General features: G+C 66.1%; 21 protein-coding genes. 7 read left to right on the forward strand and 14 right to left on the reverse strand.

Going from position 1 to position 23,766, the window contains the following annotated elements:
- Positions 1-4: 4 nt before the first annotated feature.
- Both ACIBK2_RS22710 and ACIBK2_RS22715 read right to left on the reverse strand, forming a co-directional pair.
- Complete coding sequence (locus ACIBK2_RS22710; RefSeq protein WP_396969540.1) at positions 5-1,132, reverse strand: phosphotransferase family protein; 1,128 nt, start codon at positions 1,130-1,132, stop codon at positions 5-7.
- An 88-nt stretch (positions 1,133-1,220) separates the two neighbouring features.
- The gene (locus ACIBK2_RS22715) at positions 1,221-1,868 is read right to left on the reverse strand and encodes a TetR/AcrR family transcriptional regulator (RefSeq protein WP_396969541.1); all 648 of its coding nucleotides are present in this window, start codon (positions 1,866-1,868) and stop codon (positions 1,221-1,223) included.
- 283 nt (positions 1,869-2,151) lie between these two features.
- Here ACIBK2_RS22715 and ACIBK2_RS22720 point away from each other — a divergent pair, with 283 nt between their 5' ends.
- The 3 genes from ACIBK2_RS22720 to ACIBK2_RS22730 all read left to right on the forward strand — a co-directional run bounded on the left by ACIBK2_RS22720 (position 2,152) and on the right by ACIBK2_RS22730 (position 4,732).
- Complete coding sequence (locus ACIBK2_RS22720) at positions 2,152-3,096, forward strand: SDR family NAD(P)-dependent oxidoreductase (protein ID WP_396969542.1); 945 nt, start codon at positions 2,152-2,154, stop codon at positions 3,094-3,096.
- Positions 3,097-3,188: 92 nt separating this feature from the next.
- Positions 3,189-3,641 carry a hypothetical protein gene (locus ACIBK2_RS22725; RefSeq protein ID WP_396969543.1) on the forward strand — a complete coding sequence of 151 codons (453 nt, stop codon included), beginning with the start codon at positions 3,189-3,191 and terminating at the stop codon, positions 3,639-3,641.
- A 98-nt stretch (positions 3,642-3,739) separates the two neighbouring features.
- Positions 3,740-4,732 (forward strand): NADPH:quinone oxidoreductase family protein, encoded by a 993-nt coding sequence (locus ACIBK2_RS22730; RefSeq protein WP_396969544.1) that lies wholly within the window; start codon positions 3,740-3,742, stop codon positions 4,730-4,732.
- Between the two features lie 60 nt (positions 4,733-4,792).
- Here the strand turns inward: ACIBK2_RS22730 and ACIBK2_RS22735 are convergent, their stop codons facing one another.
- The 5 genes from ACIBK2_RS22735 to ACIBK2_RS22755 form a co-directional block, all read right to left on the reverse strand.
- Positions 4,793-5,788 carry an RNA polymerase subunit sigma-70 gene (locus ACIBK2_RS22735; RefSeq protein ID WP_396969545.1) on the reverse strand — a complete coding sequence of 332 codons (996 nt, stop codon included), beginning with the start codon at positions 5,786-5,788 and terminating at the stop codon, positions 4,793-4,795.
- 90 nt (positions 5,789-5,878) lie between these two features.
- Positions 5,879-7,786 carry a M3 family metallopeptidase gene (locus ACIBK2_RS22740; protein WP_396969546.1) on the reverse strand — a complete coding sequence of 636 codons (1,908 nt, stop codon included), beginning with the start codon at positions 7,784-7,786 and terminating at the stop codon, positions 5,879-5,881.
- A 72-nt stretch (positions 7,787-7,858) separates the two neighbouring features.
- On the reverse strand, positions 7,859-8,716 hold the full coding sequence (locus tag ACIBK2_RS22745; protein WP_396969547.1) for a hypothetical protein: 858 nt from the start codon (positions 8,714-8,716) through the stop codon (positions 7,859-7,861).
- Between the two features lie 553 nt (positions 8,717-9,269).
- Positions 9,270-10,445 carry a P1 family peptidase gene (locus ACIBK2_RS22750; protein ID WP_396969548.1) on the reverse strand — a complete coding sequence of 392 codons (1,176 nt, stop codon included), beginning with the start codon at positions 10,443-10,445 and terminating at the stop codon, positions 9,270-9,272.
- 3 nt (positions 10,446-10,448) lie between these two features.
- Complete coding sequence (locus tag ACIBK2_RS22755) at positions 10,449-11,066, reverse strand: TetR/AcrR family transcriptional regulator (protein WP_396969549.1); 618 nt, start codon at positions 11,064-11,066, stop codon at positions 10,449-10,451.
- A gap of 116 nt (positions 11,067-11,182) precedes the next feature.
- Here ACIBK2_RS22755 and ACIBK2_RS22760 point away from each other — a divergent pair, with 116 nt between their 5' ends.
- The gene (locus ACIBK2_RS22760) at positions 11,183-12,592 is read left to right on the forward strand and encodes an APC family permease (protein WP_396969550.1); all 1,410 of its coding nucleotides are present in this window, start codon (positions 11,183-11,185) and stop codon (positions 12,590-12,592) included.
- Here the strand turns inward: ACIBK2_RS22760 and ACIBK2_RS22765 are convergent.
- The 4 genes from ACIBK2_RS22765 to ACIBK2_RS22780 all read right to left on the reverse strand — a co-directional run bounded on the left by ACIBK2_RS22765 (position 12,580) and on the right by ACIBK2_RS22780 (position 17,305).
- A complete protein-coding gene (locus ACIBK2_RS22765) occupies positions 12,580-13,566 on the reverse strand; it encodes a helix-turn-helix domain-containing protein (protein WP_396969551.1) in 987 nt (328 codons plus the stop codon). The genes ACIBK2_RS22760 and ACIBK2_RS22765 overlap by 13 nt on opposite strands.
- 110 nt (positions 13,567-13,676) lie before the next feature.
- Complete coding sequence (locus tag ACIBK2_RS22770; protein ID WP_396969552.1) at positions 13,677-15,182, reverse strand: sugar ABC transporter ATP-binding protein; 1,506 nt, start codon at positions 15,180-15,182, stop codon at positions 13,677-13,679.
- Entirely contained in the window at positions 15,179-16,246 is a 1,068-nt protein-coding gene (locus tag ACIBK2_RS22775; protein WP_396969553.1) for a sugar ABC transporter substrate-binding protein, read from the reverse strand. Before ACIBK2_RS22775 ends, ACIBK2_RS22770 begins: the two co-directional genes overlap by 4 nt.
- Before the next feature lie 30 nt (positions 16,247-16,276).
- Positions 16,277-17,305 (reverse strand): ABC transporter permease, encoded by a 1,029-nt coding sequence (locus ACIBK2_RS22780; protein WP_396969554.1) that lies wholly within the window; start codon positions 17,303-17,305, stop codon positions 16,277-16,279.
- A gap of 171 nt (positions 17,306-17,476) precedes the next feature.
- Between ACIBK2_RS22780 and ACIBK2_RS22785 the strand changes: the two genes are divergently transcribed.
- From ACIBK2_RS22785 to ACIBK2_RS22795, 3 genes are read left to right on the forward strand one after another with little or no spacing between them, the layout of a single operon-like run.
- Positions 17,477-18,286 carry an SDR family NAD(P)-dependent oxidoreductase gene (locus ACIBK2_RS22785; protein WP_396969555.1) on the forward strand — a complete coding sequence of 270 codons (810 nt, stop codon included), beginning with the start codon at positions 17,477-17,479 and terminating at the stop codon, positions 18,284-18,286.
- Between the two features lie 10 nt (positions 18,287-18,296).
- Positions 18,297-19,097 (forward strand): molybdenum cofactor biosynthesis F family protein, encoded by an 801-nt coding sequence (locus ACIBK2_RS22790; protein WP_396969556.1) that lies wholly within the window; start codon positions 18,297-18,299, stop codon positions 19,095-19,097.
- Between the two features lie 14 nt (positions 19,098-19,111).
- Positions 19,112-19,507: a nuclear transport factor 2 family protein gene (locus tag ACIBK2_RS22795; RefSeq protein ID WP_396969557.1), complete on the forward strand. Its 396-nt coding sequence runs from the start codon at positions 19,112-19,114 to the stop codon at positions 19,505-19,507.
- A 63-nt stretch (positions 19,508-19,570) separates the two neighbouring features.
- Here ACIBK2_RS22795 and ACIBK2_RS22800 read toward each other — a convergent pair whose 3' ends face one another.
- The 3 genes from ACIBK2_RS22800 to ACIBK2_RS22810 form a co-directional block, all read right to left on the reverse strand.
- Positions 19,571-19,753: a hypothetical protein gene (locus ACIBK2_RS22800; protein ID WP_396969558.1), complete on the reverse strand. Its 183-nt coding sequence runs from the start codon at positions 19,751-19,753 to the stop codon at positions 19,571-19,573.
- A gap of 707 nt (positions 19,754-20,460) precedes the next feature.
- Positions 20,461-21,381, reverse strand: a complete 921-nt coding sequence (locus ACIBK2_RS22805; RefSeq protein WP_396969559.1) for a helix-turn-helix domain-containing protein — start codon at positions 21,379-21,381, stop codon at positions 20,461-20,463.
- 749 nt (positions 21,382-22,130) lie between these two features.
- Complete coding sequence (locus ACIBK2_RS22810; RefSeq protein ID WP_396969560.1) at positions 22,131-23,651, reverse strand: GMC family oxidoreductase; 1,521 nt, start codon at positions 23,649-23,651, stop codon at positions 22,131-22,133.
- Positions 23,652-23,766 lie beyond the last annotated feature (115 nt).

A 23,766-nucleotide genomic window follows, 5' to 3' on the forward strand; every position in this document is an offset into this window, starting at 1 on the left:
TGGGCTAGGCGCCGACTTCGGCGAGCAGTTCTTCGACGAGTGACTTGTGATGGAAGACCAGTTCGATATCGTCGGGACGTGCCATCTCGCCGAAGTGCACCTGACGTCCACCGGCGCGCATGAAGACGACGCAGTAGTTGAGCGCGGCGTAGAGCGTGTACCAGGTGAGATCGCCGACCGGCACGCCCGCACACTCGGCGTAGGTTGCCTTCACGTCTTCCGCGCGTAGGAAGTCCGGCATGCCGGGGAGGCCGAAGGTGTTGGCGATCGTTTGAAAGACGCGATGCGCGAACACAAGCCAGGCCAGGTCGAGCTCGCGGGGCCCGATCGTGGCGAGTTCCCAGTCGAGGACCGCGACGGGCGTGAAGTCACGGTACATGCAGTTGCCGATGCGCGCGTCGCCCCACGACAGCACGGTCTCGCCGGTCTCGGGCAGATTCGCCGTGAGCCACACCAGGATTCGCTCCACCAGCGGCGAGCTGCCACTGTCACGGGCGGCGAACTCGTACCATCCCTTGGCGCGGTTCAGAGTCCGTTCGAGTGGGCTCGAACCCGGCTGCTTCGGGTCGAGGAAGGCGAAAGTGGTTGGCGCGTCCGGGATCGCGTGCAACGCTGCGAGTGCCTCGATCGTGCTGTGCTGCAGTCGGTGTTGCTGCTCGGGGCTGGCGTCGAAGAGCCAGTTGTCGCCGAAGGTGTAGGGCATGACGTCGGGCGGCACCAACCCGTCGACGCGGTCCATCAGCAGGAAGGGCGTGCCGAGCACCGCGCCGGTCGGTTCGATGAACCGCGCTCGCGGGACGGGGACGTCGCTCGCTTCGGCCACGATGCGCATGGCGTCGAACTGATCCGGCAGGTTGTAGTGCTCCAGGATGGGGAAATCGCCTGGGGCAGGCACCATTCGAGCGATCAAGTCGGCGGCGTGCGCGACACCCGCTTCGGTCCAGGTCGCGTTGAGCACCAGGGTCTCCGCCGACATGCCGTTGCTGTCGATGCCGGTCCGCAGGACGACGCTCGGGTCGGCGTCCACCGGCAGTTGTGTTGCCAGCCAATCGGTTAGGCGCGGGATCAGCGTGCTGGTGTCGCGGCTGCTGCGCTGCAGTCGCATGCCGTTTTCGGCCCGAGGTTGAGACATGGGTCACTCCTGACAAGATGGCGAAAGCTGCGGGTAACCATCGGCCGCCGCGCCGCAATTGTCAACGAGGGTTCTCAATGAATGGGAGTTACCGCAGGTAAGCCGTGATCGCGTCGACGAGACCCTGCCGCGCACTGGCCACCTCGGCGGCGGGAGTGAGGCGGCGTTCGCTATTGATGCCGCGTATCGCAGGCGGAATCAGGCAGCGCATCCGGTGCACCTTGTCCGGATCGAGTGACAGGTCGGCCAGGGAATACTCGAACGCCCGGAGCCAGGCGTCCTCGTACCCGGCCATCGCCGCCGCGGTCTGCGGGAAGACCGAAAGGCGTTCGGCCTGATCGTTGGGCAGCCCGGCGCGCAGCGTCTCGACCGCACGTCCTTCGGGCGTGCCGAGGATGGCCCAGATGGCATCGACCATCTCGCACACCCGCTCCCGGATCGAGCCGCTGAACCGGGGCCAGCTCTCGGGGCTGTTCGCGCCGGTGCGATCGGTCAACTCGACCAGGACCGCGGCCCACAGTCCGTCGATGTCGCCGAACTGATGTTTCAACGTCCCCCAGCTGACTCCGGCGGCACGGGCCACCCGATTCGCCGACAGCGGTTCGCCCGTTCCGGCCGCGAGACAGCCGATGGCGACGTCGAGCAGTCGCTGCCGAGTCTCCCTGCCCCGTCGATTGAGGCGAGTTCCGGCTGCGGATTGCGTCGTCGGGCTCGGTCCGGCCATCAGTACTTCCATCTCGATTCTCGTCGCATTTCTCGACGGTAGCGGCGCACTATCGTCGCTGCTGATCCGCCCGGCGGCAAGGGTGCGGCTCGACGGGGTCAGTGGATCGTGGCTGCGCCCAACAGGATTCCGATCGTTGACACGTTGAACACTCTGACATACTTTGTTCAAAGCGACTACCCGTATGACCCGGCCAGCAAAATAGGTGAATAGCGATGTCTCCCAACGTGACTGACGCCCGCAACGGCGCGACCGATCCTTCGCCGACAGGCCCTCACGCTTTCGGCGGCCGGGGATGACGCTCACCACCGCGCTGGAAGTCGTCGACGGTATCGACCTGCACGGCAAGACATGTGTGATCACCGGCGCGTCGTCCGGATTGGGCCGAGAATCGGCGCGGGCGCTCGCCGCCGCGGGCGCGCGAGTCGTGCTCGCTGCCCGCGATGCCAAAGCCCTGGCCGCGACACAGCAGTGGATCGGCGCGGAGGTGCCCGACGCGCGGACCACCGCGGTCGTCCTCGATTTGGCGTCGCTGGCCGACATACGTCTGGCCGCGGCCGCGATAGCCGACGTCGCCCCACAGATCCACGTGCTGATGAACAACGCCGGAGTGATGTTCACTCCGCTCAGCAGAACCGCCGACGGCTTCGAGATCCAGTTCGGTACAAACCATCTCGGACACTTCGAACTCACCCGGCTGCTCATCCCCCAGCTTTGTGCCGCCGACGGTGCCCGAGTCGTCATCCTCTCCTCGGACGGCCACCGCATGAGCGACATCGACCTCGACGACATCAATTGGCACGACCGCGAATACGACAAATTCCGCGCCTACGGTGCCTCGAAGACCGCCAACATCCTGCACATGGTCGAGCTGGATCGGCGACTACGCGACCGCGGCGTGCGCTCGTACGCGGTGCACCCCGGCATGGTCGCAACCGCACTCGCCCGCCATATGACCCCCGAAGACATCACCACGCTCCGCACCTACTTACCTCGGCGCGCCAAACACGTCACCGAACAAACCGGCCCCAAGCCCGACACCGGCCCGAAGATCACGATGCCCGACCAGGGCGCCGCCACCCAGGTGTGGGCCGCGGTCAGCCCAGCACTCGCAGATACCGGTTCGGTCTATCTCGCGAACTGCGGAATCCGCAGCGACACAGCGCCATACGCGCTCGACGAAGACCATGCGGCAGCGCTGTGGGAAATCTCCGAGAAGCTCTGCAGCGGGGAAGGCTGACCGGGCGGTTTCGCCGATGCGCGGAGGGGACGCATCGGATGTCGTCTGATCAGCGGACAGACGTCTTGGACGCGTCCTGCGAAGCTGATCGGATGGCCGGCCTTATCGTCCCCCGGAAATGCGCGCTCAATCTCGTCGCCAAAACCAGTCACGAGCGGGTTGCCGACGCCGTACGGTGGGCTGCCACGGTGCAACCGCCGTTCGCGCAGCGGAGACTGAAATATCGTTCGACGGCGGGGATCGGCAGTTACGAGATCAAGCCGCTGGATATCAGCGCCGCGCTCGAGCTGCACAGGTCTTCGCAAATACCGACAGCTGCTTTCCGGGTGACGTTGTCGACGAACGACTATATCGATGTCCTGTTGTTCAACGACGGAAACTACATCCGTGCGTGGTTCCGCAGCATCAACCCCGGCGACCGTTCGTACAACCAAGTTGTCGCCACCTACCCATGGGCATCCGCCTTGGCAACAAGGACGTCGGAATCCCTGACCAGTGCCGGAATCATCAATTCCGTCCAGACCATCAGCTTACGAAGCTGGTGACCGATTCCTTTGTGCGGCGGTTGAGGTCTACACGATGGAGGGGCGGCCAGCGAAGCGGGCGGCCCCGATCGTGTGAGCCGACAAGAAAGCTGATTGCCTTGAGCCTTCCCACCACCATGCGCGCACTGCGGCAGATGTCCCTGGACGGTCCGCAGGACATGTGCTTGATCACTGATGTCCAAGTTCCGGTCCCTGGTACGGATGAGATCCTGATTCGGGTTACCGCCGCTGGCATCAACTTTCGCGATATCTCGCTGTCTCGTGGCATGGCGCTTGGCGGGCCGCCGCCTCCGTACCTGGCGGGTTTCGAGGCTGCCGGTGAGATTGTCGCGGTGGGCGAGGCGGTTGCCGGGCTGGAGCTCGGTACGCGCGTAATCGGTGTTGGGTATGGCGCTTTCGCCGAGTACATGGTGCTGTCCGCGGGTGCGGCGGTGCCGGTGCCCGCGGGGTGGACAGCTGAGCAGGCGCTGGGGCTGGTCGTGAACTGGCCGACCGCACTGGCCGCACTCGAGCCGCTCGGGCAGCTCGCCGCCGGACAGGTCGTGTTGATTCATGCTGCGGCGGGCGGGACCGGCCAGGCTGCGGTGAAGATGGCCAAGCACTACGGCGCGACGGTCATCGCCACGGCCTCGCCGGACAAGCACGAGACGGTGCGGGCCTTGGGCGCGGACCACGTGCTGGACTCTCGCGGTACCGATATCGCGGCCGAGGTGCTGGGGTTGACCGGTGGTGCAGGTGTCGATGTTGTTCTGGAATCAGCTGGTGGGGCCACCTTTGGTGCGAGTTTAGCGGCGGCTAAGCGGGTCAGTGGGCGGGTTGTCGTTTACGGACTGGCGGGCGGTGCTGCCTCGATCACCAACTGGGAGTTGGTGTATCGGCATCAGGTCCACATCATCGGCCTGAATATCGGCGTGTTGATTCAGGCTGCACCGCAGGTCTTCGGCGAGCTCATGGGCGAGCTGTTCGCGCTCATCGCCGCTGGCGTGCTCTCCCCCGAACAGCCCACCACGTACGAACTAGCCGATGGTGCAAAGGCGCTCGCGGAACTGGAGAGCCGAACGACCGTCGGCAAACTTGCCCTGATCCCCTGAGCGGGCCCGCCGTTCGGGACGCACCCCGACTCTGCGTGCCGATGGCACGCCGAGTCAGGGTCAGTCCGCGAGCAAGTCTGGGAAGCCGAATGTGGTTGTAACCAAAGCGGAATGGTGGAACGCGATCACGCGAGATACACCGGTGGCGGTGGGTTCCAGCACCACCGCACCGTAAGCCTGGAGCTTGCCGTCCACGTCGCGGCGATAGATCACCGCTGCGGGCTGACCGTTGGCACTGGTCGCGAACATCCGCCAGTCACCTTGCACGCCAATGACATACGCGTCGAGCATGCGGATGCACCCCGCCCGGCCCGCTCGCCAGTCGAGGAACGGCGTCGCCTCCAGCGTGGCGTCCGTGCGCAGCACCTGTTCCAGCAGACCGGCATCGGACCGTTCGAAAGCCGCGATGTAGCCGTCCAACAGCGCACGCGCCCGCTGGTCTGCCGGTTCGAGCAGTTCTGCGGGCTTCGGCTCGAGCTCGTCCAGCCGGGCACGGGCTCGCTGCAGGCCACTTTTGACCGCCGCGGTGGTCGTGCCGAGGATCTCCGCGGTCTCGGCCGCCGAGAACGCCAGCACCTCGCGCAGGAGGAGGATCGCGCGCTGACGAGCGGGCAGGTGCTGCAGGCTCGCGATCAACGCCAGCCGCACCGATTCGCGGGCGATCACCACCGCGGCCGGATCATCGTCAGCCGGGGCGAGCAATGCGTCCGGCAGCGGTTCCAGCCATGAAACATCGCCCGGTGCAACAAGATTCGGCGGACGATCGAGTCCATCGTACGGCCCTGTCAGACCCGAGGGCAGCATTCGAATCCGCCGCGGCTGCAACGCGGTCAGGCAGACGTTGGTGGCAATTCGATAGAGCCAGGACCGAATCGACGCCCGTCCCTCGAATCCGCCGTAGGACCGCCACGCCCGCAGGTAGGTCTCCTGCACCAGATCCTCAGCGTCCTGCGCCGAGCCGACCATCCGGTAACAGTGCGCCAACAACTCCCGCCGGAACCGCCCGGTCTCCGCGGCGAACCGGTCCTCGCTCTGCGCCGACAGCTTGTTCCCCATGCGCGTGCCCCTTCACCAGAACCCGTCCCGCTGGTCGGAACCGTCGCCCATTACGACTCGAGCCCGGCGCGAAAGGAATCTAATCCCAGGTCAGGACGCCGCCAACCACGCCGCGAACGCATCGAAGGTGAACGGGCGTCCGAGGAAATCGGTGACCAGATCGGCGGCGTCCTTCGATCCACCGGGCGCCAGAATTCGGTCGCGATACCGATGCGCCACCGCGGGATCGAACAGGTCATCGGTATCGAAGGCGGAGAAGAGATCCTTCGAGATGACCAGGCTCCACAAATACGTGTAGTACGCGGATGTGTAGCTCGCGAGATGCCCGAACGAAGCCTGGAAATTGGTGCCGGGCAATCTGGCGAACGGACCGTAGCGTTCCATGGTTTCCGCGACCGCTTCGGTGTGGTCGGCGGGCCGATCACGGTGCAGCAGATAGGAAATCGCGGTGTAGCCGACCTGGGTCTGGATCAGAATGCCCTTGCCGAAATCTTTTGCGGCGCGCATCCGTTCCACCAGATCGACGGGAATGTGAGTCCCGGTCTCGTCAACGGCGAAGGTACCGAGGATGACCGGATCCCATGCCCACTCCTCGAGCATCTGGGACGGCGCCTCGACGAAGTCCCACTCGGTGGCCACTCCGGAGAACCGCGCCCAGTCCTGCCTTCCGCCGAGCACGTGATGGATCAGATGCCCGAATTCATGGAACAGCGTGATGACTTCGTGGTGTTCCATCAACCCGCGGGAGAAGTTGCACACCAGTACGCCCTCCGGCAGCAGCCGATCGGTGATCCCGCCGACGAGATCGAATTGCGCGGCGTGCTTGTATTTGCCCTCGCGCGGATGGAGGTCGAGGTAGATACGGCCGCGTTGTTCACCGTCGGCGTAGACGTCGTATGCGGTGACGTCCGCGTGCCAGCGCGGGACGTCGACCGGCCGATATTCCAGCCCGAACAGCCGACCGGTGACTGCGAGCAGGCCCGCGTGTACCCGGCTGAAATCGAAGTATCGGCGCACCTCCCTGGCGTCGACGTCGTATTGTTCGCGCCGGATCAACTCGCTGTAGTAACTGAAGTCGGCGCGGTCGAAGCTAGCGGCAGGGTCGTCTTCGCGTCGTCGCGCGAGCAGCGTGTCGAAGTCGCGCCGACCCGCGGCGGTCGCGGCGGTCCAGATCCGCTCGATGAACTCGGCGATGGCAGCGCCGGTGCCGATCATCTTGACGTCGGCGTCGTAGTCGGGCCAGCTGTCGTAGCCGAGGAGCCGGGCCTGTTCGTCGCGCAGGTCGAGCATCTCGTGCAGGACAGCGTCGTTGACCGGCCAACCGCGACTCTCGAATTCGACTGTCAGGCTGTGCCGAGCAGCGCCGTCTCGGGCGTAGGCCCGAAATGGCCGGAAGTCCGGGTAGTCGGTGGTGACCGTGACCAATCCGTCCTCTGCGGGCGGATGCCCGGCGATGAAGTCGGCGGGCAGTCCGTCGAGCTGCTCGGGAGCCAACCGAATCGAGCGGACATCGTCGCGGATCGCCCGGCCGAAGTCCTGGGTGAGTTCGGTGAGTCGCTCGGAGATGTCGCGCAGCCTGGCTCGCGTCCGATCGTCGCGGTCAACGCCACTGCGGCGGAAGTCGCGCAGCACGTGCTCGCGCAGACGCAGGGCCACCTCGTCCAGACCGGTCGAGTCGGCTGCCCCGATGATGTCGTAGAGCCCACGATCGAGGCCGCGATCGGTCTTGACCCGATCAGCCTCTTGCACAAGCTTCTCGGCAAGCGCACGCACCTCCGGATCGGGATGCACCTCGACAAACAACAAGGCGGCCGACTCGGCACCGCGCAGCGCGATGTCCGCATCGTTCCACAATCTCAGCACGTCAGCGGTGTCGCGGCGGGTACCGTCTGCGAGTCGCCGCAGCGTCTCGGACACGGTCCGCAGCCTGCCACGCACATATCCGTCGAGCCATTCGGACCAGTCGTCGGACGGCAGGGCAAGCGGCTGCGGACTCATCCCACGACAGTAACCGCCGCCCCGTTCGTCGCGAATCGGTCTCCTGAAAGGAGCTATCCGACAGCGGATCGCTCAGGTGACCCGGCGCGCCGCCGATTCTTGCAGTGCCAGGAGCGAGGCGTGGGTGCGGTGGTCGGCCTTGTTGATGCCGTCGATCTCACGAACCAGGGGGTCGATGCCGTCGCCCGCCCGGCCCTCGCCGCCGATGGCGACGCCCGCGAGGCGACGATCGGCGTAACCGCAGACACCGCGTTCCCCGGCACTGCGCTTTCCTTTCGGCGGCAACGTCACATAGGCGGGCTCGGTGGCTGCCAGCAACATGAACCCGTTCGTGGCGAAGCCGTCCAGTTGTCCGAGCGACCACTCCTCGATGACGCCCGTCTCCGTGCCTTTGTCGCCGAAGCCGGTCTGCTTGTCCGCGTCCTGGTCCGTCGGCGCGGCCGTGCGGTCGGGATTCGGCTCCAATCCCCCGAATGTCTCCTGGGCGATGATCTTTCGCGCCTGGGTCGGATCGGTGCCGCGCGCGATGAAGATGTATTTCTCGGCCTCCAGTTTGTCGAGGGCCTCGCTGCTCTTCTTCGACTGGTCACGCTGCGCACCGGCGAGTTTCCCGGCCCGCTCCCGATTCTCTTTGCTGTCCATGAGCTCGACCAGGTATTTGCGGTCGACCTCGATCTGGGTCTTCCTGGACTGGGCGAGCGTGTATAGCTTCGCGTAGGCATAGGCGACATCGAGCTCGGAATACGTTTCTGACTTATCCTCGATCGCGCTCATGGCAATGATGCCGAGCAGTTTGTAGGCGGAGGTGCCCGACTTGGGCTTCGGCACGACGAACTGGACGAGCAGTTCGGTAGCCTTCAGAAAATCCTGCTGCGGAATCCCCCGCGAGGCAGTGATATCGGTCGTTGTCGGGTCTTTTATGTTCAACATCAGCTTCTCCCAGTACCGAAGGTGGCGAGCACCCTCGGTCCATGGTAAAAGCGGGTACCACACGCGGACAGTGCCTTTCGGCTCTGACTCACGCGTCAGAAGCGGGTCGTCACCCGTTCGGGTGAATCCGTTGGTCCAGGGTCGAGGTAACTCGGGAAACTCCGATCATTAGCGCAGCGAGTGCGGTGCGGGTTCCCGTGCAGCCGAGAAGATCAGTGAAGTCGGGGGCTTCGCCAGAGTAGATGCGGGCGGCGAGGCCGAGGGATGCGGCGGCGAGCGCGGCCAACGCGGCCTCCGCGCGCGGATCGAGATCGAGCAGCTCGTGGACCGGTTGGTCGGCGAAGTACAGGTGCGAAACTCGCCCTCGAATTGCTCGATCTCGAACCGGCAGACCTGACCATGGCCGACGATCGCACGGCCCCGGCAGGCCTGATCACCCCGTGCGACTGCACCGCGTGCTGTACCTGCGGGTGCTGCGTTTGTAACTGCGGCAATCGCGACGCGGGGATCCACCTCGACGGGCTCGAAGGATAGCCACCCGACCGGCCGGCGGCTACCGAAATCCGTTCGCCAGCAAGGTCTTCAGTTGGTCGTGCGGGAGGGCGGGTGAGTGGTGGCCGTCTCGGCCGGTCATCGAGGTGTTCACGATGAGCGCGTTCAGTACGGCCTCCTCGACGGCCTCGACGACGGCGGTATACATCGGATCCATCCGGTTCCACGGCAGGCGGGCGGTGGTCACCAGGTCGGCGGCGGTGGGTGTACCGATCGGAAACCCCGTGTCGGAGTGGCGATCTCCTGCAGTGCTGAAGGCCAGGAACAGGTCGCCGGAGAAGAGGCTGCCGGCGGTGCCGGTGCGGGCCAGTCCGAACGGAACTCGGCGGGCCATGGCGGTGCACTGCAACGGGTCGAGCGGGGCATCGGTCGCGACGATCACGATCACCGACCCCGCGCCACCGGGCGCGGCGGGCATTCGGTCGGGCGCGGTCCCCCAGTCGGTGGATTCCATCGGATTGCCGACCTCGAATTGAGCGCCGACACGCTGTCCGCGGATCGTCAGTTCGCGTCGGGAGCCGAAGTTCGCCTGCAGGAAGACCCCGACGGTGTAGGTGTGCGGCCCGAACTCGACCAGTCGGGACGCGGTACCGCTGCCTCCCTTGAAGGCGTAGCAGTTCATCCCGGTGCCGCCGCCGACCGAGCCCTCGTCGAGTGGCCCGGTGCGGGCCGAATCCAGTGCGGCGACAACGAGTTCCGGCGTGACGTGACCGCCGTTGATGTCGTTGAGGTATCCGTCCCAGGTTTCGGCGCAGACCGGGAGCAGCCACTCCCTGGCGAGGGCCGGATCGGTCTTGTTGATCCACTGGATCGCGCCGGTGTGGCAGGCACCGATGGCGTGGGTGTTGGAGATCGTGACGGGCATCGACAGCTGGCCGACCTCGTCGATCCATGCGGTGCCGGTCATTTCGCCGTTTCCGTTGAGCGAATAGCGCCCCGCGGCACACGGCCGCCCGACGCCGGAACGGCCGCGCGGCAGGATCCCCGTCACGCCGGTCCGCACCGGGCCCTCGCCCACCAGCAAGGGTCCGTCCCCTGCGATCAGCGTTTGATACCCCACCTCGATTCCGGCCACATCGGTGATGGAGTTCCACGGACCCGGCGTGCCGTCGGGCGCGATACCGAGGGCCCGCGCCCGGGGGCGCCCGTCGGGCGAAAACGATTGGTACTCACTCATGGATCATCCTTCCGGCAGGGTGATGTCGAGGCATTGCGTGGCCGTTCGCGCGTATGAGCAGATCAGTTCGGCGGCACGGGTTTTGGTGATCGATCGATTGCGGCTGACGATGTGCAGACCGTAGGCATCCTCCAGCGCAACCAGATTCGCGGCGACATCCAGGATCGGCGCATCGATGGTGAAGTGCCCCTGGGCGATTCCCACCTCCAGCGCGCTCAGATACACCGCGACCTGCTGCTCGAACAGCGCGGTGATCAGGTCACCGTGCTCGGCGGCGACGCTGCGATAGGCGGCCAGCCGATACAGCGCGACGACCAGTTCGTCGGCCTCCGAGGCGGGCAGTCCCGCCCAGATCAGCGCGCCGATCTTCGCGCGGGCGTCGGTGATGGTGGCGACCATGGCCAGCCGACCGCCGAAGAACCGGTCGCTGGCCTCGCGATGGACCTCACGCAGCAGGTTGTCGAGATCGTCGAAGTAGTAGTGCACCGTCGCGGGCGAGACCCCGGCGAACTCGGCGACCTCACGGATCTTGAGCTTGCCGACGCCGCGGTCGGACACCGCGGTCAGCGCCGCGTCGAGAATCACCCGGCGGGCCTTCTCCTGATCCTTGTGCCGTGCCATCCACCCCTCCTGCTGTCCCATGTTGACGATGAATTAATCATTTGTAACCTCAAAAACACAATCTTCTCAGCGACTTTAGGTCATTCTTTGACTGTACATCAAAGAAAGGACCGGCCATGGCGACCCAGACCACCGGCCAGACTGCCGACGACGACCATCAACAGCCCCACTACCGCCAACAGCTCTCGCGAGCGCTCGGCATGGGCGAAAACATCCTGATCACGCTGTCGTCGGTGACGCCGGCGTCGAGCGTGTTCATCATCATTCCGTCGATCCTGTTAGCGGCGGGCGGCGCGTCGGTCCTGACCCTCGCCATCGCGGCGGTGGCGTCGGTGTTCATCGCACTCTGCTATGCCGAACTCTCAGCGACCTTTCCGATCACCGGCGGCGAATACACCTGGGCGGCACGGCTACTCGGTCGACCCATCGGGTTCGCCCTGTTCGCGCTGACGCTGGTGAACGGGGTGCTGATCATCTCGGTCATCGCCCTCGGCACCGGCGACTACCTCGGCGTCGCGATACCTCAACTCGGTGGAAAATGGGTCGGCATCGGCGTCATCATGGTGACCACCGGCATCGCGGTGCTCAACATCAAAGCGAACGCCTGGGTCACCGGGGTCTTTCTATGTATCGAGATCGTGGCGATCGCGGTGCTGGTGTTCCTCGGCTTCACCAATGTCCAACGCGGACCGTCGGAATGGGTGCATGCGGTCACCATGACCGACGGCGGTTTGACGCCGGTGGGTGCTGGCGCGCTGGCCGCCCTCATCCCGGTGGCACTGTTCGGCTACAACGGCTACGGCGCGGCGGTCTACTACGCGGAGGAGACGAAGAACGCGACGCGCACCATCGGCCGGGTGATCATGGTCTGCCTGGCCGCCACCGTCGCGATCGAAATCCTGCCGCTGGCCGCGGTCGTCCTCGGCGCTCCGTCGATGACCGATCTGCTGACCAGCCCTGCCCCGATGAACTACTTCCTCACCGCGCGTGGCGGATCCATGGTGAACACCCTGGTGAGCGTCGGCATCGCGATCGCGATCGTCAACGCGGTGATCGCCATCATCCTGCAGATCTCGCGGCTGTTGTTCGCTTCGGCGCGCGACCGGAGTTGGCCCGAACCGATCGATCGGGCGCTGGGCAGCGTGCATTCGCGGTGGCATACACCGGTGGTCGCCACCGTTGTGGTCGGCGCGTTGGCCGCCGTCGCGGCGACCGTATTGCCACTGTCCTGGCTGATCACCGCGACAGGCGCGGGACTGGTCGTGGTCTATCTGATCGTGGCGCTGGCCGCCTTTCGGGTGCGTAGTCGTCCGTCCTCCGGCGGCTATCGGATGCCGCTGTGGCCGCTGCCGCCGATCATTGTCGTCGCGGCGATGGGCTATTCGGCGTACAGCGTTATCGACGCCTCCTGGCAGCAGATGGCGGTCGCCGTCGTCGCGATGCTGCTCGGCTGTGCGTATTACCTGATCTACCTGCGTCCGCGTCCGGACCGCTGGAAACTGCCCGATCCCATTCAGGAGTCTTGAGGCACAACGGCATTCGAGACCGGTTGCGCGCGCTGCGCGCACCGGTACTCGCACGGGCTGATGCCGTAGGCGGCGCGGAAGGTCCGGCTGAAATGCGCGGGGTCCGGGAAACCCCAGCGCGCGGCTATGGCGGCGATCGACCGGTCGCGGCGTAGCGGGTCGCGCAGGTCGCGGCGGCAGCGTTCCAGGCGCCGCTCGCGGATCCAGCCCGCGACGGTGGTCGATTGCTCGTGAAAGAGCTTGTGCAGATATCGAGTTGAGATGTAATGCGCGGTGGCGATGCGCTGCGGCGAGAGGTCGCCGTCGCCGAGGTGTCCTTCGATGTACGACATGACCTGCGTGGTCAGCGGGCGGCGCACGGCGGTCCGGGTCGAGGCGAGCAGGTCGAGGCGGCCGGCCAGGACGGTGACGAGCAGATCGATGATGTTGTCGGCCAGGCGCGTCTCGGCCGGTCCGGACACCTCGTCGAGATGGCAGGTCAGTTCGCGCAGCAACATCGACAGCAGCGCGCCCGCGCCGTGGTTGCCGGGGACCCGGCGCGCGGTGACGGCCGCGATCCGATCCTCGGGCAGGCACAGCAGCTGGCGCGGCAGCATCAGCACCAACTGCCGATAGGGGCCGTCGAACGCCATGGAGTAGGGGCGACTGGTGTCGTATATTGCGAAATCACCCTCGGCCAAGCGGGTTTCGCGATCGTCCTGGGTGAGCAGGCAGTGCCCGTGTAGCTGCACGCCGAGCTTGTAGCACTCGGGATCGGAGCGTGAAATCAAGGCCGATGTCCGGTGCACCATGTGCGGGGTGGCACCGATCTCGGTCACCTGCAGCGCGCCCAGCGCGACGCTGCGTAACCGGCCGTCGAAGGGTTCAGCCCCGACTCGCTCCACCTGTAGTGGCACGAAGGTGTTGGAGACGGCGTCGCGGAAGCTGTCGAATCGGTCCACTCGCGCGAGCCGCGGCGGCATCGCCACTGACATGTGCCCTCCTCGATGATGCGGCACTGACAGGGAGCGATCATATACGATTTCGTAGCTGAGATTCTATGCGGTGGCGGAAAATCTTCGCCCGCAACGTGTTCGGCCCGGAGTCAGGCGGCGCCGGTGTTCATGGCGTGCAGGATCGTGTGCTGATCGACGCGAATACCCTGCAGGGTCGCGCACAACCGGCCGCGATACAGCACGAGCACTCGATCGCAGAGTGCCGCAAGCTCATCGAGGTCCGTCGAGCACAGCAGCACCACCGTCGAGGCCGCCGCTGTGCGCAGCAAGGCGTGGATCTCGGCCTTGCCGCCGATGTCCACGCCACGAGTCGGGTCGTCGAGCAACAGCACGGTCGGCTCGGCTGCCAGCCATTTGGCCAACACGACCTTCTGCTGGTTACCTCCCGACAATAGGCCGCAGGCCACGTCGACATCGGCGGTGCGGATGCGTAACCGAGACACCAGCTCTCGGGCACGGGTCCGCAACTTGCCCGGAGTCAGGAGCATGCCGTCGCGGGCCAGGGCCACCGACCGGATCTGGGCCATGTTCTCCCACACCGATTTGTCGAGCATCAGCCCGATCCGCCGCCGATCGCCGGATACCAGCGCGACTCCGGCGGCAATCGCCGCGCGGAGACCGGACGGGCCGGATCGTCCGTCCGGCAAGGTGATTCGACCTGCACTGGGTGCGCATAGCCCTGCCACGACTTCGAGGATGGCGGTGTGGCCCGAACCCACCAGACCGGCGATGCCGACGATTTCCCCTGGTGCGGCACTGAATTCGAGCTCGTGCAACCGGCCTGGCACGTCGACGCCCTGCACGTGCAACGCACCGGGCAGCCGTCCCGACGGACGCGCCACCGCGACATCGGCTGGGCCGCTGGTGCGCTCGCCGAGCATGGCCGTCACCACCTGCGCGATATCCAACTCGGCGCGCGGCATCGCCGAGAGGACCGTGCGCCCGTCGCGCAGCACGGTGATCTCGTCGCACAGCGCCATGGTTTCCTCCAGGATGTGCGAGACGAACACCACCGCGACGCGGCGTTCCCGCAGTACCCGAACGATATTCAGCAACCGGCGGGTGCCCGCCTCGTCCAACGCCGAGGTCGGCTCGTCCAGGATCAGCACCCGCGGCTCGGTGATCAAGGCCTTGGCGATCTCGACCAGCTGACGCTGTGCCAGGGACAAGGTGCCCAGTTCCTGGCGCACGTCGACGTCGAGGCCCAACTGTGCCAGCACCGGCTCGGCGCGCGCGACCATGGCGGCCCGGTGCCGGAAGGGTCCGCGGGTCGGTTCGCGCATCGGATACAGATTGGCCAGCACATCGAGGTCGGGGAACAGATTCAATTCCTGCGACACCACCGCCACCCCGTGCCTCGCGGCCTGGGCGGTCGAGTTGAACGACACCGGCTGTCCGCCGAGCCGGAGGCTGCCGCGGTCGGGAGCCACCACGCCGGATACCACCTTGATCAGGGTGGACTTTCCGGCGCCGTTCTCCCCCAGCAGCGCGTGCACCGAACCCTCGCGCACGGTCAGTTCGGCATCGTGCAGCGCGGTCACGCCGCCGTAGGTCTTGCCGACGCCGTGCACCTCGAGCATTGGCGCACTTGTCATTTCGCGTCTGCCAGCGGCCGCAGGTAGCTGCCGGGGTCGGCGAGTTGACGGGCGGCGGCGTCGGCGAACCATTGACGTCTGCTCTGGTCGTTCTGCTGACGGGCGATGATGTCGTCGATATTCGCGGCGTTGATGATCAGCCCGCCCGGATTCCACCAGCCCTGCGTCAACGGTTTGCCGGTGCGTGCGTGGTCGGCGAGCAGTCGAATCGCGATGTAGCCCTTGAGCCAATGCTCAGGCGAGGCGAGCGCGGCGACGTAGCCGTCCTTCACGCCGGTCAGCGCCTGTGCGTCGGGATCGCAGGACCCGACGAGCATTCGGCGGCCGGTGTTCTTCTGGATCAAGGACAGTGACACCGCGTCGGAGGCGCCCGCACCGAGGTAGGCGACTGCGTTCGGGTGTGCCTTCACCGTGTTGTTCCATTTGTTGTAGTTGTCGGTGGGTTCGGAACCGGTGTCGAATGGACCGGCCACGGTCAGCGTCGGACGTTGTTCCTGCAGAACGGCTTTCATGCCGTCCAAACGTTGGCTCAGTAGCGCCAGCCCCGGGATGTCGTTGCCGAGGACCACCTCGCCGGTGGTGCCGACCGGAATCTGCTTGATGATCTCCGTGGCGAGGCTGCGGCCGAGCTCGGTGTTGTCGTTGCCGACGTACAGCTCCACCTTCGCGCCGACCGGCGGCACGGTGTCGACCGTGGCGAGCGGAACCCCTGCGGCGGCGGCCTGTTGGAGCGGGCGCACGAACAAATCCGGGGTCAGCGTCTCCATCGCGACCCCGTCCCGCGCGGTGCGCACTGCGGCCTGGAACTGCGACACCTCCTGCGGTCCGTTGATCGACGATGGCGCGGTTTCGTTCAGATCCACGTCTCCGGCGTCGGCAGCCCCGGCCGCGGCCCCTAATGCCATCTCCTGGAAGGGATTCTGTGAGGTTGTGGCGTAGACGAACGCCATGTGCAGCGTGCCGCTCTTCGGGCCGCCACCGCTGCCGGTACTACTGCCGCACGCGACCAGGATGAGCGCGCAGCACGCGATCGCGCCGCGCAGCCACTTGTTCGATCGATTCATTCCGATCCCTATTCCTTCGAAAGATGTTCGCTAGAGCCCGAATTCGGACCGTTTGGCGCGACGGCGGCTGCGCAGCAGGCTGTCGATGGCGACCGCGATCAGCACGACAACCCCGCTGGCGAACGCGCTCCAGTTGACCGGAATGTCGAAATACACCAGGCCACTGGACACCACACTCAGCAGCACCGCGCCCGCGACCGCGCCGACGACCGTCGCGCTGCCACCGCGCAGCGGCGTGCCGCCGATCACCGCGGCCGCGATGGCCTGCAACTCGAACCCGGTGCCGACGTTGGGGTCACCCGAGGTGAAGAACGCCAGGCCGAGCACGCCGGCCAGCCCGCACAGCGCACCGACGCCCATCAGCACCAGCAGCCGGGTCCTGGCCGTCGAGATGCCGGAAAACCGGGCCGCCTCCGGGTTGGATCCGATGGACCGGACCCGATAGCCGAACGGTGTCAGGCGCAGTACCACCGTGAGTACGGCGGTGACCACGAGCAACACCCACACGCTGACCGGCAGTCCGAGTCGATCGCCACCAACGACCGTGAAAAACGAACTGTCCAAAGGTAATCCGTTCACCTGCTGACCGTTGCTCCACGCCGCCGCCAGTCCGCGATAGACCTGCATGGTCGCCAAGGTCGCGACGATCGCCGGGATCGCGATCACCTGCACGACGAGCGCGTTGACCAGACCGAGCAACGCGCCGAACCCGATCGCGGCAGCCGCGGCCAGCCACGGGTTGAGCCCCGACCTGATCAGCACTGCCGCGGTGATCAGCGACAACCCGAACCCGGCACCCACCGACAGGTCGATCTCGCGCATCGCCAGCAGGAACGCCATCCCGGCGGCGAGCAGCCCGACGTACACCGAACTCTGCAGTACGTCGCGAATCTGGCCCGCGCTGAAGAAGTCCGGGTGCAGCACACCGATGAGTACCACCAGGGCCACGGTGGCCAGCAGGACACTGTTGGACTCGGTGTGCAGCATTTGCCGCACCATGGGTGCGATACCGGGCGGGGCGGCGGCCGGTTCACGCTGTTCGGTGTCATTAGCGGTCACGGGCGTTCCTGTCGTCGGATGTGCGAACCAGCTTCCGGCACGGGGGCCCGAGATCCCTTGTCCCTGCGTGCACAGTCCTTGTCCGCCAGAACACCCGGTGCAGGCAGCGCTCGAATTCGCCGGTTCGCGCCGGTTACCGTCGGCGCGACAACAGCGATGCGGAGATCCGGCATGGACATGACGAAACGATTGGCGGGCCAGGTCGCCCTGATCACCGGCGGCGGGACCGGCATCGGCGCGGCTGCCGCTCGGCGACTGGTTGCCGAGGGCGCGGCGGTGGTGCTGTGTGGCAGGCGGCGCGAACCGCTCGAGGCGGTGGCTGCCGAGCTGGGCGACGCCGCGCTGGTCGCGGCAGGCGATGCCGCTGACACCGCTGACGTCGAGCAGATGGTGGCCGCTGCCATCGATCGCTACGACCGCTTGGATCTGGTGGTGGCCAACGCAGGTGGGCACGGGCTCGGCACAGTGGGCGACACCGGCGATGATGACTGGCAACTCGCGATGCAGACCAATGTGACCACCGCGTTCGTCACCGTGCGTGGCGCATTACCGCACCTGCGCGCGCGGGGCGGCTCGGTCGTGGTGGTGTCGTCGCTGGCCGGGCTGTTCGCTGGCCCCGCGGTGGCCGGTTACGTCACCGCCAAGCATGCGTTGATCGGGCTGACCAAATCTTTGGCTCGTGACTATGGTCGCGACGGTGTGCGGGTGAACGCACTGTGCCCGGGTTGGGTGCGCACCGACATGGCCGACGAGCAGATGGATGTGCTTGCGGCACAACGTGGTATCGATCGTGCGGCGGCTTATCGGTTGGTCACCCGTGACACACCATTGGGTCGCCCGGTCGAACCGGAGGAGATCGCCACCATCATCGCCTTCCTGCTGTCTGCTGACTCCGCGGCGATGACCGGTTCGGTCGTGGTCGCCGATGCCGGCGCGGCCGCGGTCGACCTGCCCACGATTGCGTTCGCGCCCAACGAATGAGGAGATAACGATGGCCGAAGTACAGGATCGGTCCCCCGCTGACTGGAAGGAGATGGACGACTTCGCCGCCGGGATCGATGGCAATCGGATACCGCCCACCGATCGGCTGACCGGCCAAGGTTGGCTGCTGCGTCGGTCCGACGACGTGGTGACCGAGTTGCGGTTTCGCTCCGCCGATCAGGTGCGGTGGGCGCGCGACGCGGATTCGGGCACGGACTGGTACCAGGCGATCCAGGTCTCCCCCGACGTATTCTTCCTCGACCAGACGTTCGACGACAGGCCGTACGTCAGTGAGGTCACGGTGCTGCACCTGCCGACGGCGCGCACGGTGACGATCGAGTCGACCATCGCCGAGCAACCGACCCCTGGTGTTCCACAGGTGTCGCAGCGGTTCATCGCCGGGGTCGTCGATCCCGGCGACGGACGCGTCCCGAGCGGCGAAATCCCGGGCCCCACTCGGGATCTCGTTGGTTGGCGGGCTCTGTACCGGTACAGCCCGAACCATCTCTACGAGCACGTCTATCTGAGCTCTGAGCGCTACTGCTGGCAATGCCTGGTCGGCGAACAACGCGGCCACGGCGACGTGGACCTCGCCACCACCTGGAAACTCGCGGACGACTTCTACGTATTCACCTTCCGCGAATTCCTGATCCCCGTCGCCGCGACCTGGCTCTACGACCTCGCCGCAATGCGTTCCACCGGAAAGTTTTTCGGCATCGGCCACGGCGGCGCGGTGCGCAACGCACCCGGCGGCGCCCACATCACCGACCTCGGCCGCGTGCAGTATCCCCAAGACGGACAACCGATTTGAAGGAGAGCAACGCCATGCACCGTGACCTCCAGGTGATCACGGCCCACTACGCCGCCTCCGACCGTGGCGATCTGCCCGGCATGCTGGCCCCGCTGGCCGCGGACGTGGCGTGGACCGAGATGGCCGGGTTCCCTTACGCAGGCACCTATATCGGCCCGAACGCGGTGCGCGACAACGTCTTCGCCCGCATCGCCGCCGAATGGGACGGCTACACGGCCGCAGTCGACGAGATCGCGGGCGCCGGAACCGGCATAGTCATCGGAATCGGCAACTACTCCGGCACATTCCGAGCGACCGGCCACTGGATGACCGCCCGGTTCGTGCACGTATGGCGACTGTCCAACGCGAAGGTCGTACGCTTCGAACAGTTCACCGACACCGCCGCGGTCCAGGCGGCCATGCGACCGTAACGCCATAGTGGAGAACAGCGTCGAATCGCAACTGGGCCGCAGATACTGCGAGCCGAGTCGGACTCAGTCCGACAGGGTCCACTGCTGTTCGTCGCCGCCATTGCATTTTCCGGTGAACGGTAAGCCGCTGCTGACGGGAGCGTAGTCGAGGCAACGATTCTTTGCGTCCTTGATCTCGCTCTCGCCGAGCTCGACCGGAACCGGAGCGGCACCATAGGCGTCCATCCCGAGCGACATCGCCTTCACTCGCGGATAAGGAAGGCGTTGCGGCGGAAGTATTCTCGGTGATCCCGAGGACCGCGCCGACTTTCGTTGTTGGTTGCGTGCCGGGTGCGGGGTGCGGTGCTGCCGATGCAACACGGTCCGGGGAGATGTGCTTGTTCGGCAATGATCGAGTAGTGCTGGGCGCGTGAGGTGCGGTTCCCGGCCTTACCCTGCTGCTTCCTACGTCAAGTCGTCGTGGCTGCGTTGAGTCGAGTCAAATGGTCGTTTGCAGGATCGAGTCGAGTCAAAAGGTCGTTGTTGAAGATCAAGTAGCGACCATTTGACTCGACTCGATTCTCCGAAAGCCTCTGTCGCGCAACGGCAGCTGCCTGGCGACGCTGGAACGGGCCGATACGCACCGAACTTGGGTTCCGAAGGTCTCGATACGCCACAGCTGGCCAGCCAGGCTGGAAGTCCACGTCGCGCGCCTGACCGTGCGGGGAAGGCCGGGTACGGCAGACGACGTGCCCAGCACTATTGGGTAAATACGTGGGACGCGTCCACCTTCACGAAGTGTCTCCGCCAACAAAACCCCACTATCCCAGCGAAATCGGACACCACAGTCGTCTTCGCACACGTGCTCAATCATCGATGGCGACAGGCGTGAAAGCGTCAGCAAGAGTGTGTCGCGATGATCGACCTACCGGAGCTGTCCCAACGACGGCGATGAACCGGCATCCAAATCTGGCCTAGTCAGTATCGGCAGTCAGCGGAAAGTTGCCGATTCCGTTGAGGATTCGGTACTCGCGAGGTGGCACGCCGTAGGTCAATTTGAACAACCGGCTGAAGTGGGCTGCATCGACGAAGCCCCTCCGCGCCGCCACCGCGGCGACCGTGAGCTCGTACAAGGCGGGATCGGTCAGGTCGGCGCGGCAGCATTCGAGTCGTCGCTGGCGGATCCACCCGCACACCGTGGCACCCTCGGCGCGGAACAGCTTGTGCAGGTAGCCGAGTGACAGGTGCGCGGCGGACGCTGCCATCGCCGGAGAGAGTTCTGGGTCGTCGAGGTGGTCTTCGAGGAACGCCTTGACTCGGGGTAACACGCCGTGGGCGGTCGCCGCTGGATCCGCGCCTATATGCGCGGCCAACGCGGTCGTCACCAGGTCGATGACGGTGTCGGCCAGCCGTAGCAATTCGAGAGTGCCGAATTCGGTTGTTCTGGTGGTCATTCCGGCCAGCAATGCGGGCAGCAGGGCCGTCGCGGGGTGTCGCCGCGACAACGCGGTGGCGGTGATCGCATCGACTTCGGCCATTGGCAGCCGTAGCACGCGGTGCGGAAACACGGCGATCCGCAACCGGCAGGCGGTGTCGAACAGCACCTGGTAGGGCTGCGACATATCCAGCACCGCAACATCACTCGGGCCGAGCCGCACTTGACATCCGGCTTGGTTCAGCACGCAGTACCCCTGAACCGGCACCAGCACTTTGTAATACGCCTCGCTGCCATCGCGCACGGCACGATGCGCGATCGCGGACACCTCCGCGAACACCAACTCCCCCGCCGCGTGCCCGCGGACGCGACCACGAAAGTTCGCCGGGTCATCGACCACCAGATCCAACAGCAAGCGGCCCGCCGCGGATGCGCCGTCGACACGAGTCAGGATCGTCATCGCCCCATGCTGCCCGGCACCCACACTCGCCACTCGCGGATTCGACGACCCGTGCAGTACCGGACAACCCACCGTGCCCTGCACGACAACCAGATTCGCGCAACCACACCGACGCAATCAGATGCACCGTCGATACCCTGTCGGGACCGGCACCGCCCCATGCTGCCCGGCATCCACACCCACCACTCGCGGAATCAGCGGCCCGTGCAGTACCGGACAACCCACCACGCGCTGCGCGACAAGCACATTCGCATTACCGCACCGGCTCAATCAAACGCACCGTCGATACCCTGTCGGGACAGTCATCGCCCCGTGCTGCCCGGCGGATGCGCCGTCGATAGGAGTCGCGATCGTGACCGCCCTATGCTGCCCACCCTCGCCACTCACGGAACCGGCGGCCCGTACACCACTGGACAACACACCACATACTGCGAGACGAGCAGATTCGCGCAACCACACCGGCACAATCAGATGCACCGTCGATACCTGTCGGGACCGGCACCGCCCTGTGCTGCCCGGCGCACACCTACAACCCGTGGAGCCGCCGGCCCGTGCAGTACCGCACAACCCACCGCGCCCTGCGGGACAAGCGGATTCGCGCTACCACACCGGCATGATCAGATGCACCATTGATGCCTGTCTGGACCGTCATCCCCCATGCTGCCCACCGCAGACTCGCCACTCGCGGAATCAGCGGCCCGTGTGTGATCGGACAACCAGCTGTGCCCTGCCGGGCAGGCGGATTCGCGCTACTGGGGCGCCATTAGGTCGGCGGCTCGTTCGGCGATGACCATGGTCGGCGCGTTGGTGTTGCCCGTTGTGATGGTCGGCATCACCGAGGCGTCGGCGACCCGGAGCCCCGTCACCGCGCGTACCTGCAGGGCCGGATCTACCACCGCCTCGGGGCCGACGCCGAGCGCGCATGTTCCGCTCACGTGGTGGTAGCTGATTACTGTCTGCCGGATGTAGTCACGCAGGTCTGTGCCTGCTCGCACGCCGGGGCCTGGATACTGCTCGACCGCGCCCCAGGGCTCCAGTGCGGGTGCGGCACCGATCTTCCTGCACAGTGTCACTGCATCTGCGAGTCGGTACAGATCTGATGGTGCCGCAAGAACTTTCGGGTCGATCAGGGTCGGCCCCTCGGTGCCGGCCACGATGAGCCGTCCGACGCTGTCGGGGCGGATCAGTCCGGCCATGAGTGAGAATCCATTGGCGGGCCCCGACATCCACGGCTCGTACAGCGGGACGCTGAAATGCAGGGGCTGCACGTCGGGGACGTCCAGGCCGGGCTCGCTGCGCCAGAACAGCTGCGTCTGTGCGTGCGGCAGTCCGGGCGTGTGCACGATCTCGCGCTCGGCGCTGAAGATCACCGGCACCAGCCAGTGGTCGCGCAGGTTTCGGCCGACGCCCGGCAGATCGGCGATCGGCTCGATCCCGGCGGACCGCAGCTCATCGGCGGGCCCGATGCCCGAGCGCAGCAGCAACGCGGCCGAATCGATCGCGCCCGCGGTCAGCACTACTTCGGCCTGCGCTGATGCCTGGAACGGATGACCGTCGATGCTGCCGGTCACGCCGACGGCCCGGCCCTGCCGCACCAGGACGCGGTGCACCCGCGCGCCGGTGTGCATGCTCAATCTCGAATTCCCAAGTGCTGGTTTGAGATAAGCGTCGGCGGTGGTTCTGCGCAACCCGTCGCGGAGGGTGAACTGGGCCCGCCCCGCACCGTCTTGTACCCCGCTGTTGTAATCCGGATTGGCAGGCACCCCGGCCTGCTCGGCGGCCGCCAGGATCGCCTCTTGGATCGGATCGACCGCGTAATCGCTGAGCACATCGAGCATCCCGGCGGTGCCTTTGATTCCGGAGTCGTCGCGATCGTAGCGCTCGATCCGCCGGAACAACGGTTCGATCTCCCGCCACGACCACCCGGGATCGCCGCACTCGGCCCACGAGTCGTAGTCGGCCGGGTTGCCCCGCACGTAGATGGTCGCGTTGAGGGCGTGCGAACCGCCGAGCACCCGCCCGCGCGGCACGTGCAGGCGGCGACCGGCGGCGTGCGGCTGGGCGACGGTGAAGTAGTCCCAATCCTCGGCCGTATGCCACAGTTCGTGCATCCGCTGCGGGTCGTGAATGGCCGGATTGGTATCGGCCTGGCCCGCTTCGAGCACCAGCACGGTGGCATCCGTGCGGTCGAGCAGCCTGCGCGCGACCACCGAACCGGCCGTGCCCGCGCCGACCACGATGTAGTCGGCGTGCAAGTCGTAATCCGTCACCCGATGGATCGTCGCCGCCTGCCCGGGCCCGGCGCAGGTCCGGCCGCGACAGTGTGCGCGTGAAGTCAACGGATGGACACCGGGTGCGCGATGCCGCGCGGCGAAACGGCCGCAG

This window comes from Nocardia sp. NPDC050175, assembly GCF_044459885.1.
Classification (GTDB): Bacteria; Actinomycetota; Actinomycetes; order Mycobacteriales; family Mycobacteriaceae; genus Nocardia.

Bases quoted from the DNA above. Each gene is read 5' to 3' on its own strand.
- ACIBK2_RS22710 (WP_396969540.1), bottom strand. From the start codon at position 1,132: ATGTCTCAACCTCGGGCCGAAAACGGCATGCGACTGCAGCGCAGCAGC.
- ACIBK2_RS22715 (WP_396969541.1), bottom strand. From the start codon at position 1,868: ATGGAAGTACTGATGGCCGGACCGAGCCCGACGACGCAATCCGCAGCC.
- ACIBK2_RS22720 (WP_396969542.1), top strand. From the start codon at position 2,152: ATGACGCTCACCACCGCGCTGGAAGTCGTCGACGGTATCGACCTGCAC.
- ACIBK2_RS22725 (WP_396969543.1), top strand. From the start codon at position 3,189: ATGGCCGGCCTTATCGTCCCCCGGAAATGCGCGCTCAATCTCGTCGCC.
- ACIBK2_RS22735 (WP_396969545.1), bottom strand. From the start codon at position 5,788: ATGGGGAACAAGCTGTCGGCGCAGAGCGAGGACCGGTTCGCCGCGGAG.
- ACIBK2_RS22740 (WP_396969546.1), bottom strand. From the start codon at position 7,786: ATGAGTCCGCAGCCGCTTGCCCTGCCGTCCGACGACTGGTCCGAATGG.
- ACIBK2_RS22745 (WP_396969547.1), bottom strand. From the start codon at position 8,716: ATGTTGAACATAAAAGACCCGACAACGACCGATATCACTGCCTCGCGG.
- ACIBK2_RS22750 (WP_396969548.1), bottom strand. From the start codon at position 10,445: ATGAGTGAGTACCAATCGTTTTCGCCCGACGGGCGCCCCCGGGCGCGG.
- ACIBK2_RS22755 (WP_396969549.1), bottom strand. From the start codon at position 11,066: ATGGCACGGCACAAGGATCAGGAGAAGGCCCGCCGGGTGATTCTCGAC.
- ACIBK2_RS22760 (WP_396969550.1), top strand. From the start codon at position 11,183: ATGGCGACCCAGACCACCGGCCAGACTGCCGACGACGACCATCAACAG.
- ACIBK2_RS22765 (WP_396969551.1), bottom strand. From the start codon at position 13,566: ATGTCAGTGGCGATGCCGCCGCGGCTCGCGCGAGTGGACCGATTCGAC.
- ACIBK2_RS22770 (WP_396969552.1), bottom strand. From the start codon at position 15,182: ATGACAAGTGCGCCAATGCTCGAGGTGCACGGCGTCGGCAAGACCTAC.
- ACIBK2_RS22775 (WP_396969553.1), bottom strand. From the start codon at position 16,246: ATGAATCGATCGAACAAGTGGCTGCGCGGCGCGATCGCGTGCTGCGCG.
- ACIBK2_RS22785 (WP_396969555.1), top strand. From the start codon at position 17,477: ATGGACATGACGAAACGATTGGCGGGCCAGGTCGCCCTGATCACCGGC.
- ACIBK2_RS22790 (WP_396969556.1), top strand. From the start codon at position 18,297: ATGGCCGAAGTACAGGATCGGTCCCCCGCTGACTGGAAGGAGATGGAC.
- ACIBK2_RS22795 (WP_396969557.1), top strand. From the start codon at position 19,112: ATGCACCGTGACCTCCAGGTGATCACGGCCCACTACGCCGCCTCCGAC.
- ACIBK2_RS22805 (WP_396969559.1), bottom strand. From the start codon at position 21,381: ATGACGATCCTGACTCGTGTCGACGGCGCATCCGCGGCGGGCCGCTTG.